13 protein-coding genes are annotated in these 15,951 nt (G+C 71.3%); 10 read left to right on the forward strand and 3 right to left on the reverse strand.

Translation table 11 applies throughout. From position 1 onward, the window contains the following. On the forward strand, positions 1-975 hold the full coding sequence (locus CYQ11_RS18540) for an ABC transporter substrate-binding protein (RefSeq protein ID WP_099201707.1): 975 nt from the start codon (positions 1-3) through the stop codon (positions 973-975). Between the two features lie 112 nt (positions 976-1,087). Here CYQ11_RS18540 and CYQ11_RS18545 read toward each other — a convergent pair whose 3' ends face one another. Continuing rightward, positions 1,088-1,561 (reverse strand): carboxymuconolactone decarboxylase family protein, encoded by a 474-nt coding sequence (locus CYQ11_RS18545; protein WP_099201706.1) that lies wholly within the window; start codon positions 1,559-1,561, stop codon positions 1,088-1,090. A 47-nt stretch (positions 1,562-1,608) separates the two neighbouring features. Here CYQ11_RS18545 and pdxR point away from each other — a divergent pair, with 47 nt between their 5' ends. Then, positions 1,609-3,126 (forward strand): MocR-like pyridoxine biosynthesis transcription factor PdxR, encoded by a 1,518-nt coding sequence (gene pdxR, locus CYQ11_RS18550; protein WP_099201705.1) that lies wholly within the window; start codon positions 1,609-1,611, stop codon positions 3,124-3,126. Between the two features lie 21 nt (positions 3,127-3,147). Here the strand turns inward: pdxR and CYQ11_RS18555 are convergent, their stop codons facing one another. Then, positions 3,148-4,059 carry a YwqG family protein gene (locus tag CYQ11_RS18555; protein WP_099201704.1) on the reverse strand — a complete coding sequence of 304 codons (912 nt, stop codon included), beginning with the start codon at positions 4,057-4,059 and terminating at the stop codon, positions 3,148-3,150. 69 nt (positions 4,060-4,128) lie between these two features. Beyond that, positions 4,129-4,725, reverse strand: coding sequence for a TetR/AcrR family transcriptional regulator (locus CYQ11_RS18560; protein ID WP_099201703.1), 597 nt, complete (start codon positions 4,723-4,725; stop codon positions 4,129-4,131). Positions 4,726-4,946: 221 nt separating this feature from the next. Between CYQ11_RS18560 and CYQ11_RS18565 the strand changes: the two genes are divergently transcribed. The 8 genes from CYQ11_RS18565 (at position 4,947) to CYQ11_RS18595 (ending at position 15,941) form a co-directional block, all read left to right on the forward strand. Next, the gene (locus CYQ11_RS18565) at positions 4,947-5,735 is read left to right on the forward strand and encodes an ABC transporter ATP-binding protein (protein ID WP_099201702.1); all 789 of its coding nucleotides are present in this window, start codon (positions 4,947-4,949) and stop codon (positions 5,733-5,735) included. A 73-nt stretch (positions 5,736-5,808) separates the two neighbouring features. After that, positions 5,809-8,340: an ABC transporter permease gene (locus tag CYQ11_RS18570; protein ID WP_104651004.1), complete on the forward strand. Its 2,532-nt coding sequence runs from the start codon at positions 5,809-5,811 to the stop codon at positions 8,338-8,340. Positions 8,341-8,520: 180 nt separating this feature from the next. Beyond that, a complete protein-coding gene (locus CYQ11_RS29610; RefSeq protein WP_181143698.1) occupies positions 8,521-8,658 on the forward strand; it encodes a hypothetical protein in 138 nt (45 codons plus the stop codon). Between the two features lie 190 nt (positions 8,659-8,848). Then, a complete protein-coding gene (locus tag CYQ11_RS18575) occupies positions 8,849-12,055 on the forward strand; it encodes a type 2 lanthipeptide synthetase LanM family protein (protein WP_099201620.1) in 3,207 nt (1,068 codons plus the stop codon). 10 nt (positions 12,056-12,065) lie between these two features. After that, on the forward strand, positions 12,066-12,611 hold the full coding sequence (cysC, locus tag CYQ11_RS18580; protein WP_099201619.1) for an adenylyl-sulfate kinase: 546 nt from the start codon (positions 12,066-12,068) through the stop codon (positions 12,609-12,611). Further along, positions 12,608-13,522 (forward strand): sulfate adenylyltransferase subunit CysD, encoded by a 915-nt coding sequence (cysD, locus tag CYQ11_RS18585; protein ID WP_104651005.1) that lies wholly within the window; start codon positions 12,608-12,610, stop codon positions 13,520-13,522. The genes cysC and cysD overlap by 4 nt, the downstream gene beginning before the upstream one ends. Positions 13,523-13,524: 2 nt before the next feature. Next, complete coding sequence (locus tag CYQ11_RS18590) at positions 13,525-14,847, forward strand: sulfate adenylyltransferase subunit 1 (protein WP_104651006.1); 1,323 nt, start codon at positions 13,525-13,527, stop codon at positions 14,845-14,847. Further along, the gene (locus CYQ11_RS18595) at positions 14,844-15,941 is read left to right on the forward strand and encodes an aliphatic sulfonate ABC transporter substrate-binding protein (protein ID WP_099201616.1); all 1,098 of its coding nucleotides are present in this window, start codon (positions 14,844-14,846) and stop codon (positions 15,939-15,941) included. Before CYQ11_RS18590 ends, CYQ11_RS18595 begins: the two co-directional genes overlap by 4 nt. Positions 15,942-15,951 lie beyond the last annotated feature (10 nt).

Consider the following 15,951-nt stretch of genomic DNA (forward strand, 5'->3'; position numbering starts at 1 on the left):
ATGACGCGCAAGGTGAAGGCGGCGGTGCTCGCGGCCGCGGTGGGCCTGATGGCCACCGCCACGGGCTGCGGGGCGGCCGACATGACCAAGCAGTCCTCCCCGTACGCCAACGCGGCGGGTGCCAAGACCGTGACCCTGTCCGTGCAGTCCTGGGTGGGCGCCCGTGCCAACACGGCCGTCGCCCAGTACCTGCTGGAGCACGAGCTGGACTACCGCGTCGACACCGTCCAGGTGGACGAGGTGCCGGCGTGGGACGCGCTCAGCCAGGGCCGGGTGGACGCCATGCTGGAGGACTGGGGCCACCCCGAGCAGGAGAAGCGTTACGTCCAGGACAAGAAGACGGTCACCGACGGCGGGGACCTCGGGGTCACCGGCCACATCGGCTGGTGGGTCCCCACGTACTTCGCCGAGGCCCACCCCGACGTCCTGGACTGGCGGAACCTCGACAAGTACGCCTCGCAGCTGCGCACTTCGGAGAGCGGGGGCAAGGGCCAGCTCCTCGACGGCTCGCCGTCGTACGTCACCAACGACAAGGCGCTGGTGAAGAACCTGAAGCTCGACTACCAGGTCGTCTTCGCGGGTTCGGAGGCCGCCCAGATCACGCAGATCAAGCAGTTCGCCAAGGACAAGCGCCCGTTCCTGACCTACTGGTACGAGCCCCAGTGGCTCTTCAACCAGGTCCCGATGACCGAGGTGAAGCTCCCCGCCTACACGGACGAGTGCGCCGAGAAGGGCACCGCGGACCCGTCGACGGTGGACTGCGCCTACCCGACGACCCCGTTGAAGAAGTACCTCAACACGGAGTTCACGAAGAAGGGCGGCAAGGCCGCGCGCTTCCTGAAGAAGTTCCACTGGACGAAGGAGGACCAGAACGAGGTCGCCCAGATGATCGCCGAGGACAAGCTCCCCGCGGACGAGGCGGCGAAGCGGTGGGTGCAGCGGCACCCGGACGTGTGGAAGACCTGGCTGGACTAGTTCCTCCAGCCCCCTCCCCCTCCCGCGTCCCGGAACGCCGGGCGGGCCGGTGACGGCCCGCCCGGCGTTCCGCGCGTCCGGCGGGAACGGGCCCGGCCCGGCCGCGCCCCGGTCAGGGCTGGTAGGAGCCGGGGACCAGCCGGGTGGTGACGCCGAGGCGGTTCCAGGCGTTGATCGTGACGATCATGGCGATGAGCTGGGCCAGTTCCTGCTCGGGGAAATGACGGGCGGCGCGCTCGTACACCTCGTCCGGGACGAAGCCGTCGGTCAGGACGGTGATGGCCTCCGTCAGGGCGATGGCGGCCCGCTCCTTCTCGGTGTAGAAGCCCTCGGCCTCCTCCCAGGCACTGAGGAGGTAGATGCGCTCCTCGGTCTCGCCGGCCTTGCGGGCGTCCTTGACGTGCATGTCGAGGCAGAACGCACAGTGGTTGAGCTGGGAGGCGCGGATCTTGACCAGCTCGATGAGCACCGGGTCCAGGCCCTCGCGGGAGGCCTTCTCCAGGGCGAACATCGCCTTCGAGACCTCGGGGGCGAGCTTGTGGAAGTGCATGCGCGGGTGATGCTGCGCAACGGTGTCGGTCGTCATGGGGACGACGCTACGTGACGGAAAGCCCAGCAGTATGGTCCATTCCCATGGAGAGAACGTGGGCCACTTACGGGCCGGGGGACGCGGAGCCGGAGACGGGACGACCGGGGGAGCCGGAGGGGACGCCGGCGCCCGGCGCTACGGCGGACGTGCCCGGAGCGGTGGGCGCGGACCTGCACCTGGACCTCGCGGACGCGCCCGGGCGCGGCGTCCGGGCCGCGCTGACCCGGGCGCTGCGCGAGGCCGTACGGTCCGGGCGGCTGGCCCCGGGCGTGCGGCTGCCCTCCTCCCGCTCCCTGGCCGCCGACCTCGGGCTGGCCCGCAACACCGTCGCCGACGCCTACGGCGAACTCGTCGCCGAGGGCTGGCTCACCGCCCGCCAGGGCTCGGGCACCCGGGTGGCGCAGCGCACCGCGCCCGTACCCCGGCGGGGCGGACGCCGCCCGGCGCCGCCGCGGGGCGGGGCCCGCCCGCTGCACGACCTGCGCTGCGGGGCCGCCGACGTCTCCGTCTTCCCCCGGGCCGCCTGGCTCGCCGCCGCCCGCCGTGCCCTGGCCGTCGCCCCGCACGAGGCGTTCGGCTACGGCGACGGCCGGGGCCGGCCCGAGCTGCGCACGGCGCTCGCCGACTACCTCGCCCGCGCCCGCGGGGTCCGCGCGGACCCCGAACACATCGTGGTCTGCGCCGGCTTCAGCCAGGGCCTGGCCCTGCTGGGGCGGCTGCTGCGGGAGCGCGGCGTGCGCGGAATGGGCGTGGAGTCGTACGGGCTGTGGTTCCACCACGGCATCGTGGAACGGGCCGGGCTGCGGCCCCGGCCGATGTCGCTCGACCGCCGCGGCGCGCGGGTGGGCGAGCTGGACGAGGGGGACGTGCCGGGGGCCGTCCTCCTCACCCCCGCCCACCAGTTCCCCACGGGCGTCGCCCTGCACCCCGACCGCCGCGCCGCCGTCGTCGACTGGGCGGCGCGCACCGGCGGGGTCGTCGTCGAGGACGACTACGACGGCGAGTTCCGCTACGACCGGCAGCCCGTCGGCGCCCTCCAGGGCCTGGCGCCCGAGCACGTCGTCTACTGCGGCACCGCGGGCAAGGCCCTGGCCCCCGGGGTGCGGCTGGCCTGGCTGGTCCTCCCGGACCACCTGCTCGGCGACCTGCTGGAGCTCAAGGCCACCGGCGAGTGGGGGCTGAGCGCGCTCGACCAGCTCACCCTCGCGGAGTTCATCGAGGCGGGGGCCTACGACCGGCACGTGCGCGCCATGCGCCTGCGCTACCGCCGCCGCCGCGACCAGCTCGTCTCCGCCCTCGCCGAGCGCGCCCCCCACGTCCGCGTCACGGGCATCGCGGCCGGCCTGCACGCCGTCCTCGAACTTCCCCCCGGCACCGAGCGCTCCACCGTGCAGGCGGCCGCCTGGCAGGGCCTGGCCCTGGAGGGGCTCGACCGCTTCCGCCACCCCCAGGCGCCGGCCCCCGCCCCCGGGGACGGCCTGATCGTGGCCTACGGCACCCCGCCCGACCACGCCTTCCCCGGTGCCCTGGAGGCCCTCCTCGGCGTGCTGCCGCCGCCCTGACGGGCGGGGTGCCGCGGGACCCTAGCAGCACTGCATGGTGAACAGGGCGCGGTCGAAGCGGAGGGCGGCCAGGTCCTCCGGGCGGATGAGCCAGTAGAGGGCGCCGCAGTCGCCCCACATCATGTCGGCGTCGTCGTCGCTGTCGATCTGGGCGAGGAGCGTCCACTTCCGCGCCTCCTCCGCGACGCGCGGGTCGCTCCAGGTGACCTCGTCGCCGTCCTTGCCCAGGTAGGCGTGGGCGATCTCGTAGTCGACCGGGCTCTGGACGGGGTTGGCGTGGCCGCCGACGAGGTGGTCGGCCCGCCTCTCGCGGTCCCAGAGCGCCTCGACGAACGCCTGGGCCTCCTCGGGGTGACCGCCGGCGGGGTCCGCGGCGTGGCCGTCGCGCCTGAGGGCCGCGAGGAAGTCCGGGTGCCAGGCGTCGGGGGCGGTCCACTCCACCCGTGCCGTGAGGGGGACCTCGGGGTACGCCTCGAACTCGACGTCCTCGTCGTCGACGACGGGCAGGGCGCGCTCGACGACCGCGACGCCGGCGGGGACGTAGACCACGCGGGACCCCGCCCAGGTGTCGGGGTCCTTGGGCCACACCAGGGCGTCGCCGTCGTCGATCTGGCCGTCGAAGTAGAAGAACGACAGCGTGCCCTCGGTGGGCAGCGGTATGTCGAGGGCGTGGGCCGGAAGTGCGGCACAGTCGACGGACGCGACGAACGACAGCGGGCCGTGCCCCTCCCACACGGGCCACTCCTCGTTCTCCGGCAGCGCGGGCAGCCCCCCGAGCCGTCCGACCACCACGTCGCCGGGCCCGGGCTCCGGGGTCGCCAGCAGCCGGGCGGCCGGGCGCAGCAGCCCGGTCCACCGCTCGGCGAGGTCGGCGGGCAGGTGGGTCCGGGCGAGGTGGTGCAGAGGGCCGGTCTCCGAAGTGCTGTCAGTCATGGCGACGATGATGCACGGGCCCACTGACAACGGGCGCGCCGCCCCGCGTGACGACGGCCCGCCGGACGACTATCCCTCGGAGCCGGCCGGGTCCAGGACGGCGGTCAGGGCGCGCAGCCCCTCGGCGACGTCGGTCGCCGACGGTGCGCGGCCGGGGTCGGCGAGGGACTGCATCATGACGCCCTGGAGCAGGGCCAGCAGGACGGTCCCCAGAGTGTGCGCCGTGCCGTCCGGAACGTCCTCCTGCGGCGTGCCCAGGAGCTGCGCGGCGAGGACGCGGCGCCCCTCGGTGTGGCCCGCGGCGATCTGCCGGCGCAGTTCGGGCGCGTGCTCGGCCTGGACGAACGCCTCGACGCTGGCGAGCCACAGGGGCCTGTGCGTGCTGAACGTGCGGACGACCTCGGACCACACGGCCTCGTACCGCTCCCCGGCCGTGGCCTCCGCGTCGGCTGCCGCCGCCACCGCCCGGCCGATCTCCTCGCTCCAGTCGTCGAGGGCCTGGAGGAGCGCCGCGTTGAGCAGCGCCTCCCGGGAGCCGAAGTGGTAGCCGATGGCGGCCATGCCGATACCGGCCGCCGAGGCGATGTCGCGGACGGTGGTGCGCGCGTAGCCCCTCTCCCGCAGACAGTGCTTCGCTCCGGCGAGCAGATCCTCACGGTTTCCCATGGTCAGGAGGCTATCGGAGGTGGGCGTCGCGGCCGGCCGCGCGACGGCCGAGCCGTTCGACGCACCAACTCCGCGGGTCATACCGCAGGATGACGCGGTTCCGATGGGCTGCGACCCAAGAGTGAGGAGATTTGGATCAGGGGCTGACTCGGGTGCCGGGGCCGCTTCAGGAGGATGAGGAGTTCACAAATCCCTTACGGAACAGGAGAGGTGCTCCCTCCATGACCAGTACCGCATTCGCAGGCGGCTTATCGTCTCCGCTCGGCGCCACCGCGGTGGCGGCCCGCGCCACGGATCTGACGAAGGTGTACGGGCAGGGCGAGACCCAGGTGGTCGCGCTGGACGCGGTGTCGGTGGAGTTCCGGCAGGCGGAGTTCACGGCGATCATGGGTCCGTCGGGTTCGGGCAAGTCGACGTTGATGCACTGCATGGCGGGTCTGGACAGTGTCTCGGGTGGTTCGGCGCGGATCGGGGACACGGAGCTGACGGCGCTGAACGACAAGAAGCTGACGCAGTTGCGGCGGGACAAGATCGGTTTCATCTTCCAGGCGTTCAACCTGTTGCCGACGCTGACGGCGTTGGAGAACATCACGCTCCCGATGGACATCGCCGGTCGTAAGCCCGACAGGAAGTGGCTGGAGATGGTGGTGGAGACGGTGGGGTTGTCGGGCCGGCTCAAGCACCGGCCCAGTCAGCTCTCCGGTGGTCAGCAGCAGCGTGTGGCGGTCGCCCGTGCGCTGGCGGGGCGGCCGGAGATCATGTTCGCGGACGAGCCGACCGGCAACCTCGACTCGCGTTCCGGTGCCGAGGTCCTGGGGTTCCTGCGCAACTCCGTGCGGGAGCTGGGCCAGACCGTGGTGATGGTCACGCACGACCCGGTCGCCGCCTCGTACGCCGACCGCGTCGTCTTCCTCGCCGACGGCCGCATCGTCGACGAACTGCACCGGCCCACCGCCGACGCGGTCCTCGACCGCATGAAGCGCTTCGACGCCAAGGGCCGCACCAGCTAACCCTCAGCAGCCACCCCTGTATCGCACGCCCCGTCAGCGGGCAGCGACGCGTTACCCGATTCAGGACTGACTCATGTTCCGTACCGCGCTGCGCAACGTCCTCGCGCACAAGGCCCGGCTGCTGATGACCGTCCTCGCCGTCATGCTCGGCGTGGCCTTCGTCTCCGGCACCCTCGTCTTCACCTCCACCATCTCCGACGCCTACCGCAAGAGTTCCGAGAAGGGCTTCACCGGCGTCGACGTCGCCATCCAGATCGACCGGAAGGAAGGCGGCAAGGCCGGCCCCGGTGCCCCCAAGCTCACCCAGGGCCTGCTCGACCGGGCCGCTTCAGTGCCCGGCGTCGCCTCGGTCTCCGCCTCGGTGGCCGGGTCCGCGGCCATCGCCGACAAGCACGGGGAGCTCGTCGGTCACGGGTTCTCGACGCAGGGCGGCAACTACTACGCGGGCAAGGACGGCAAGGACGCCCGCTACCCGCTCAAGGACGGCCGCGCCCCGCGGACGGCCGACGAGGTGGCCCTCGACTCCAAGACCGCCGACCGCGCCGGCTACAAGGTCGGCGACACCGTCCGCCTCTCCGTCGACGGCCCCGTCCTGGAGCAGAAGGTCACCGGCGTCTTCACCACCGACGACGGCAACGTCGCCGCCGGCGGCAGCCTCGCCCTGTTCGACACCGCCACCGCCCAGAAGCTCTACGCCAAGCCCGGCGAATACAGCGAGATCCTCGTCAAGGCCCAGCAGGGGGAGAGTCAGAGCGCCCTCAAGGCCGCGATCGAGAAGATCCTCCCGCCCGGCGCGGACGCGGTGACCGGCAAGACGCTCGCCGACGACCAGGCCGCCGCGGTGGAGGAGGGCATGGGCAACATGCGGACCGCGCTGCTCGGCTTCGCCGCCGTCGCCCTGTTCGTCGGCGTCTTCATCATCGCCAACACCTTCACCATGCTGGTCTCCCAGCGCACCAAGGAGATCGCCCTGCTGCGGGCCGTGGGCGCCAGCCGCCGGCAGGTCACGCGCTCGGTGCTCGTCGAGGCCCTCGTGGTGGGCGCGGTCGCGGCCGTGGCCGGTCTCGTGATCGGCATCGGCATCGGCGCCGCGCTGCACCCCCTCATGCGCTCCACCGGCATGCTCGTACCGGACGGCCCCCTCGTCGTGCCCCCCACCGCGGTGTTCGCGGCCCTGTTCGTCGGCGTCGGCGTCACCGTGCTCGCCGCCTGGCTGCCCAGCCGCCGCGCGGCCAAGGTCCCGCCCGTCGCCGCCATGGGCAGCCTCCACGCACCCGCCAGCAGCCGCTCCCTGATGCTGCGCAACGGCATCGGCTCGGCGGTCAGCGCGGCCGGCCTGCTGCTCTCGCTGACGGGGGCGCTGCGGGACGAGCCGGCCAAGGCCCTGCTCGGGCTCGGCGCGGTCCTGCTGCTGGTCGGCGTGATCATGCTGACGCCGCTGCTGTCCCGTCCGCTGATCGCGGCCGCCGCGCCCGCGCTGCGCCTCTTCGGCATCTCCGGCAAGCTCGCCCGGCAGAACGCGGTCCGCAACCCGCGCCGCACCGCCGCCACCGCCTCCGCCCTGATGATCGGCCTCACGCTGATCACCAGCATGACGGTCCTGGCCGTGGGCATGCAGCGGGGCCTGGAGAAGATGGCCACGGACGGCCTGCGGGCGGACTACGTCCTGTCCATGGCCACCCACGCGCCGCTCTCCCCCGAGGTGCGCGAGACCGTGGACCGGCTGCCGGAGGTGACCGCGACCAGCCCGGTGCGCATCTCCCCCGCCCGGATCGACGGCACGTCGCGGAACCTGACGGGCGTCGTCGGGCCGAACATGAAGAAGCTGTCCGGGCTGAAGTTCTCCGAGGGCTCCTTCGACCGGATCGGCGGCGACAAGGTCGTCGTCGACCACAAGACGGCCAAGTCCTTCGGCTGGCAGGCCGGTTCCACCTTCGGCGTGACGTACGAGGACGGTTCGAAGGGCAGGCTGACGGTCGCGGGCCTCTTCGAGGGCAACAACCTGCTGAGCGGCATCCTGGTCGACACCCCCGAACTCGCCAAGCACCAGGAGCGCGTGGACGATTCGCTGCTGATGGTGAAGGCCAAGGGCGGCGCGTCCACCGCGGTCAAGGACGCGCTGACCAACGCCCTCGGCAAGAACCCGGCGCTGCGCGTGCAGGACAAGGACGACGTGACCGAGTCCATCTCCCAGACGGCCAACCTGCTGCTCAACATGCTCTACGCGCTGCTCGGGATGGCCGTGGTCGTCGCGGTGCTCGGCGTCGTCAACACGCTGGCGCTGTCGGTCTTCGAGCGGACCAAGGAGATCGGCATGCTGGGGGCGATCGGCCTGGACCGCAAGGGCATCAAGCGCATGGTGCGCCTGGAGTCACTGGTCATCTCGCTCTTCGGCGGCGTGCTCGGCATCGCGCTCGGTCTCTTCCTGAGCTGGTCGGCAGGCTCGTTGATCGCCGAGCGGATGGAGACGTACGGGCTGGTGGTCCCCTGGGACAGGCTCGCGGTGTTCCTGGTGCTCGCCGTGCTGGTGGGAGAGGGTGCGGCGCTGTGGCCGGCCCGTAAGGCCGCGAAGATCAATTCTCTTGAGGCCATCAAGGCGGAATGATAGATACCGCAACCACTTTCTCTAACGGAATTCTGGATTCGGGTTCGTCCGGCGGAGGGTGCTACCGAGCAGCTACACAGCCACTACAGGTGATGGACCAGGATCGGTCACGAGCGATCAGCCAGGCGCCAGTTCTGGTGAATGACTGATCGGAATTCACTAAAAACAGTGGAGGTTGCTATGAGCACCCAGATCATCGACGTGGCGGGCGAGGGTTTCGGCGAGCTTTCCCTGGCGGAGCTCCGTGAGGACCAGTCCGCGCACATGATCAGCAGCGGCTACTTCTGCACCATCACCACCGAGTGCGGCTGCCGGTAACAGCCAGGAAGAGACTCGATCTCTTCAGGAGCAGCTGATGTCAGCGGCTCCACCCGGAAAGCGGTCCGTGGTGCGGCACCTGGGCATGACGGACGCTTGAAGGTCAGCGGCGGGCCGGGATCATCCCGGCCCGCCGGCTGTTTCCGGGACCAGTCCTCACCGCTGAGTAGCCGACCTCGTACGGAGAAACATGACCGGCGACCGCAGGATCACCATCAAGAATGCCGAAAGCTCCGCCTACAGCTACGAACGGACTCTGCTGACGGGCGGCTCCCCGGCCGAGGCGACGGCGAAAGTGGCGGCATGGCGTGAGTCGGCGTTCATGTCGGAGGAGCTGTTCCGGGACCGGCTCGCCCGGTCCGGCATGACCGAGGAGACCTTCGGCGCGCTGATCACCGGTGGGACGTTCACCGCCGCCCCCGAGGCCGTGGCCTGGGCCGGCGAACTCACGGCGATACTCGAGGCCGCCGGCGCGGACGCCGAGGTCCCGGACGTCGAGACGTCGCTCTTCGGCTACGTCTTCCCCCGCCTTCCCTTCGGGTCGCTCATCGGCAGGTTCCTCACCCACTACGAGGCCCGCCTGGCCGAGGGGCTGTCGGACGGACCCGAGGTCCTGCGCCACCTCGCCGGAAGCGTCCGCCGGCAGTTCTCCGCGGCCCTCGCCGACCGGCTCCTGCGGGTGTGCGCCCGCACCCTCATCGTCGAACTCAACGGCGCGCGCGTCGACGGCAAGCTCGAAGGCGCGACCCCGGAGGAGCGCTACGAGGACTACGACCGCAGGCTCCTCGCCGACCCGGACTACCTGGAGCTCTTCTTCGCCGCGTACCCGGTGCTCGGCCGCTCGATGGTCGAGTGCGGACGGCAGTGGACCGCCTACGTCACCGAAGTGCTGCGGCGCCTCGTGGCGGACGAGGAGATCCTGCGCACCGCGGGCCTGGTGAACGGCCCCGTCGGCAGGCTCGCCGACATCGCGCTCGACCTCGGCGACGGCCACAACCGCGGCCGCTCCGTCGCCATGCTGACCTTCGAGGACGGAGAGCGCGTCGTCTACAAGCCGCGTTCCGTCGCCGCCGAGGCCGTCTACAGCGCCCTCGCCGAGACCGTCAACGGCTACGGGCCGCGCTTCCACAACATGAACATGAAGGTCGTCGAGCGGGACGACTACGGCTGGTGCGAGTTCATCGCCCACGAACCCTGCTCCTCGCCCGAGGAGATCAAGGCGTTCTACTGGCGGATCGGCGGCACGCTGGCGAACCTGCTCCACCTGGGCGCGATCGACTTCCACATGGAGAACATCATCGCGGCCGGCGCCTACCCGGTGCCCATCGACCTGGAGACGATCTTCCAGCACCCGCCGTTCGACGGCGAGGCCGTCACCGCCCACCAGCAGGCGATGCGCCGGCTGTTCCAGGGCGTCCTGGCGACCGGCATCCTGCCCGCCCGCGTCTTCGGCGACCGCCGGGTCGGGGGAGTGGACCTCAGCGCGATCAACGGCGGAGCGTCGACCGAGACGTCCAAGGCCGTCCCGACGATCGTCGACGCCTACCAGGACACGATGCGCATCGAAGCGCGGACCGCCGAAATGGGCCAGGCCAAGAACCGGCCCTACGCGGACGGCGTCGAGGTGCGGCCGGAAGACCACATGGACGAGGTCATCGCCGGCTTCAGCGAGACGTACGAGATCATCGAGAAGAACGCCCCCGTGTTCGCCGCGATGCTCAACGCGTCCGCGGACGTCGAGATCCGCCACCTCGCCCGCCAGACGCGCCGGTACGGCCTTTTCCTCACCGAGAGCTTCCACCCCCGCTACCTGCGGAACGCCCTGGACCGTGAGCAGCTGCTGGACAAGCTCTGGGCCACGGTCGAGACCCGCCCGGACCTCGCACCGCTCGTCGAGAGCGAGAAGCGCCAGCTCATCAACGGCGACATCCCGTGCTTCCGCACCCAGCCGGGCGCGACCGGCATCCACGCGCCCGGTTACGACGCCGTGGACGACTTCTTCGCCGCGCCCAGCCTCGTCGAGATGCGGGAGAAGCTCGCCGGGTTCTCCCCGGAGCACCGCCGGGCCCAGGAGCAGATCGTCCGCGAGACCATGAGCACCCTGCTCACGAACGGGGGCCGCGAGCGTCACCGGCCCGTCCCCGGCTCCGGACGGTACGACCCGGCCGCCGCCGCGGCCCTCGCCAGGCAACTCGCCTCCAAGCTGGCCGACCAGGCCATCCTCGGAGCCGACGACTGCAGCTGGCTGGGGGTGAGCGTCGACGGCGGGCAGGAGGACGCCCTCACGTACCGTCCCGTCGGCACCGCCCTGTACGACGGCCTCGCCGGCCTCGCCGTGATGTACGCCCACGCCGGGGCGCTGTTCGGGGACGAGCGCTTCGCCGACCTCGCCCGCCGCAGCACCGTGCCCGTCCTCGATCACCTCAGGGACGCCAGGGAGAACGGCCTGGCCGACACGACGGGGGCCTTCAGCGGCATCGCCGGGCTCCTGTACGCCCTGGACCAGATGGCGGCCGTCACCGGGGACTCCCGCTACGCGGACCACATCGAGCAGGCCCTTCCCCTGCTGCTGCGGGTGGCCCAGGAGGAGACGTCCCCCGACGTCATCGGCGGACTGGCGGGCGGCGCGATCGTCGCGATGAACCTGCACCGGCAGTACGGCAGCCCGCAGCTCCGCGAGATCGCCGCGCTGTGCGCCCGGCGTCTTCAGGAGACGAGCATCGACGTGGAGGGTGCCGCGGGCTGGAAGCCGGCGCCGAACTCCCCTCCGCTGGGCGGCTTCTCGCACGGCTCGGCCGGCATCGGCTGGGTCCTGTTCGAGCTCGCCTCCTTCCTCGGCGACGGCGAGCTGCGCGAACTCGGCCGGCGGGCCGTGGACTTCGACCGCCGGCTGTTCGTCCCCGGCGAGGGCCGCTGGCGGGACCTGCGGCTGGAGCAGGGAGCCATCTCCCGGGCCCCGGAGCCGGCCGGCTGGTGGTGCAACGGCGGCGCCGGAATCGGCCTGTCCCGCCTGCTGATCGCCCGGGTCGACGACGACCCGGAGCTGCTGACCGAAGCGGAGGCCGCCCTGTCGGCCGTGTACGACGGCGGCTTCGGCCAGAACCACAGCCTCTGCCACGGCGACTTCGGCAACCTCGCGCTGCTGACGCTCGCGGCCGAGACGCTGCCGGACGCCGGGCGAGCCGCTCACTGGGCCGGGGCGCGCGACCGCTTCGCCCACGGGGTCATCAGCCAGATCCAGTCCTCGGGAGCCATCTCCGGCATCCCGGCGGGCAGGATCGACGTACCGGGCATGATGATCGGCACCGCCGGCATCTGCCTCGGCCTGATGCGGCTGGCGGAGCCCGGCCGGGTCCCGGACGTCCTCAGCCTGCAGGCACGGGCCACGGCCTCGTGACGGACCTCCGATGAGCGGGACCACACCGGGCGCCACGGTCTGGCTGACCGGCCTGCCGAGTGCGGGGAAGACGACGATCGCGCGTGCGTTGGCGGGGCGGTTGCGTGGTGTGGGTGGGCGGGTGGAGGTGCTGGACGGGGACGAGGTCCGTGAGTTCCTCTCCGCGGGTCTGGGTTTCTCGCGTGAGGACCGGTTCGTGAACGTGGAGCGGATCGGTTTTGTGGCGCAGTTGTTGGCCTCGCATGGGGTGCTGGTGCTGGTTCCGGTGATCGCGCCGTATGCGGATGCGCGGGAGGCGGTGCGTGAGCGTCACCGGGTGCGGGGCACCGGGTTCGTGGAGGTGCATGTGGCGACGCCGGTGGAGGTGTGCGCGGTGCGGGATGTGAAGGGCTTGTACGCGCGGCAGGCGGCGGGGCGGTTGTCGGGTCTGACGGGGGTGGACGATCCGTATGAGGTGCCGGTGGCCCCGGACCTGCGGATCGCCGCCCATGAGCAGAGCGTGGCGGAGTCGGCGGAGGCGGTCCATGACCTGCTGAGAGGGAGGGGGCTGGTGTGAGCGCTGTCAGCAGCCCTTACGTGTTGTCGCATGTGGATGTGCTGGAGTCGGAGGCGGTGCATGTCTTCCGGGAGGTGGCGGGTGAGTTCGAGCGGCCGGTGATGTTGTTTTCCGGTGGTAAGGACTCGATCGTCATGCTGCATCTGGCGTTGAAGGCGTTCGCGCCGGCGGCGGTGCCGTTCGCGTTGTTGCACGTGGATACCGGGCACAACTTTCCCGAGGTCCTGGCGTATCGGGACCGGGTGGTGGCCGAGCACGGGTTGCGGCTGCATGTGGCGTCGGTGCAGGAGTTCATCGATGACGGCCGGTTGCGTGAGCGGGGGGACGGTACGCGTAATCCGTTGCAGACGGTGCCGTTGCTGGAGGCGATCGGGCGGCATCGTTTCGATGGGGTCTTCGGTGGCGGGCGGCGGGAAGAGGAGAAGGCGCGGGCGAAGGAGCGGGTGTTCTCGCTGCGGGACGAGTTCGGTGGCTGGGATCCGCGGCGGCAGCGTCCGGAGCTGTGGCAGCTCTACAACGGCCGGCACGCGCCGGGGGAGCATGTGCGGGTGTTTCCGTTGTCGAACTTCACCGAGCTGGATGTGTGGCAGTACATCGCCCGGGAGAAGATCGAGTTGCCGTCGATCTACTTCGCGCATGAGCGTGAGGTGTTCGCGCGGGAGGGGATGTGGCTGGCGCCGGGCGGGTGGGGTGGTCCGCGCGAGGGTGAGCGGGTGGAGCGGCGGCTGGTGCGGTATCGCACGGTCGGTGACATGTCCTGCACCGGGGCGGTGGATTCCGACGCGGTCACGATCGAGGCGGTGATCGCTGAGATCACGGCGTCCCGGCTGACCGAGCGGGGTGCCACCCGGGCCGACGACAAGCTGTCGGAGGCCGCGATGGAGGACCGCAAGCGCGAGGGGTATTTCTGATCATGACCACCACCGACATGGTGGGCCTGGCGGCTGCTTCGCTGCTGCGGTTCGCCACCTCCGGCTCCGTCGACGACGTCAAGTCCACCCTGGTGGGCCGGCCGTTGCATGACTCGAACTCGGTGCTGGCCGACCAGCTTGACGCCGTCGAACTCGCCTCGCGCCACCGCGGCTCGGCCGCACCTGATCTGGCGTTGCTGACGGACGGGCTGCGGGCGGAGCGTGAGCAGGGCATCACCATCGACGTCGCCCACCGCTACTTCGCCACCCCGCGGCGGCGTTTCATCCTGGCCGACACGCCCGGGCATGTGCAGTACACGCGCAACATGGTCACCGGCGCCTCCACCGCAGGGCTTGCCGTGGTCCTGGTCGACGCCCGCAACGGGGTGGTCGAGCAGACCCGCCGTCACGCGGCTGTCGCGGCTTTGCTGCGGGTTCCCCATGTGGTGCTGGCCGTGAACAAGATGGATCTGGTCGGTTACGCCGAGTCCGTCTTCGCCGCGATCGCGGGGGAGTTCACCGCCTACGCGAGCCGGCTGGGTATCGGGGAGGTCACCGCCATCCCGGTCTCCGCGCTCGCGGGGGACAACGTGGTGGTCCCCTCCGCGCACATGGACTGGTACGGCGGGCCCACCGTGCTCGAACACCTGGAGAGCGTGCCCGTCGGCACCGACCCCACCACCAGCGCGGCCCGTTTTCCCGTCCAGTACGTCATCCGCCCTCAAACCCCCGGGCACCGCGACTACCGCGGCTACGCCGGCCAGATCGCCTGCGGCGTCTTCCGCGTCGGCGACCGGGTCGCTGTCCTGCCCAGCGGCCGTACCAGCACCATCACCGCCATCGACGCCCTGGGCACCAGCGTCGATCTGGCCTGGGCGCCCCAGTCTGTGACCCTACGGCTCGCCGACGACCTCGACATCTCCCGCGGCGACCTCATCACCCCCACCACCAGCGCACCCCCCACCACCCGCGATATCGAGGCCACCGTCTGCCACCTCGCCGACCGCCCCCTGCGCACCGGTGATCGTGTCCTGCTCAAACACACCACCCGCACCGTCAAAGCGATCGTGAAGGACCTCCCCTCACGCCTGAGCCTTGACGACCTCACCCACACCCCCCACCCCACCCACCTCACGGCCAACGACATCGGCCGCATCACCCTCCGCACCTCCGAACCCCTCGCCCTCGACCCCTACACCAACTCCCGCCACACCGGCTCCTTCCTCCTCATCGACCCCACCGACGGCACCACACTGACAGCGGGCATGGCGGGGGTGGCCTTCACGGGACGGGGCACGGATCCCGTACCGGGCGACGTGCAATGAGGCCACTGCCGAGCGTGCGCCGGGCGCTCGCGGCCGTGGCCGTCGCCGTGCTGGCCCTGACGCTGGGCGGCTGCGGTTACGGATCACAGAGGGACGAACGCTCCCAGGTCGCACCGAAGGGCGAGCGCCTGTCGGCCGGCACCGTGCGCATCGGCTACTTCCCCACCCTCACCCACGCCACGCCGCTCGTCGGCTTGCGGGAGGGCATCCTTCAGAAGGAACTCGGCGGTACGAGGCTGAAGGCCGTCGGGTTCAACGCCGGACCCAGCGCCGTCGAGGCGCTCAACGCCGGGTCGGTGGACATCAGTTGGATCGGCCCGTCACCCGCCGTCAACGGCTACCAGAGGGCCCACGGCGAGAACCTCCGCATCATCAGCGGCGCGGCGTCCGGTGGGGTGAAGTTCGTCGTCGACCCGAAGAAGATCACCTCGCCCGAGGACGTCAGGGGCAAGCGGATCGCCACGCCGCAGAAGGGCAACACCCAGGACGTGGCCCTGCTCCACTGGATCACCGGTAGGGGCTGGGCGGTCGACCCCCGCACCGGCAAGGGCGACGTGTCCGTCGTGCGGACGGACGCCAAGGCCGTACCGGGCGCCTTCGCGTCCGGCTCCGTCGACGGTGCCTGGGTGCCCGAGCCGACGGCCTCCCGCCTGGTGGCCGCGGGCGGCAAGGTGCTGCTGGACGAGTCGGGGCTGTGGCCGGACGGAAAGTTCGTGACCGCCAACGTGGTGGTCTCGCGGAAGTTCCTGGACAGGCATCCCGACGTGGTGGAGGCGGTGCTCCGGGGCTCGGTGCGCACCAACGCCTGGATCGCCGCCCACCCCGACCGGTCCAAGGTCGCAGCCAACGCCGCCCTGAAGGACCTGTCCGGCTCCGCCCTGCCGGCCGACGTCCTCGACCCGGCCTGGCAGTCGGTCCGCACGACCGACGACCCGCTGGCCGCGACCCTGAGCGCCCAGGCGGAGCACGCCGTCGCGGCGGGCCTGCTGAAGAAGCCGGACCTCACCGGCATCTACGACCTCACCCTGCTCGGCAAGGTGCTGCGGTCCGAGGGCAAGCCGCCGGTCGACGCGGGAGGGCCCGGGTCCCGGTAGGGCGCGGCTC

The organism is Streptomyces cinnamoneus, assembly GCF_002939475.1.
Classification (GTDB): Bacteria; Actinomycetota; Actinomycetes; order Streptomycetales; family Streptomycetaceae; genus Streptomyces; species Streptomyces cinnamoneus_A.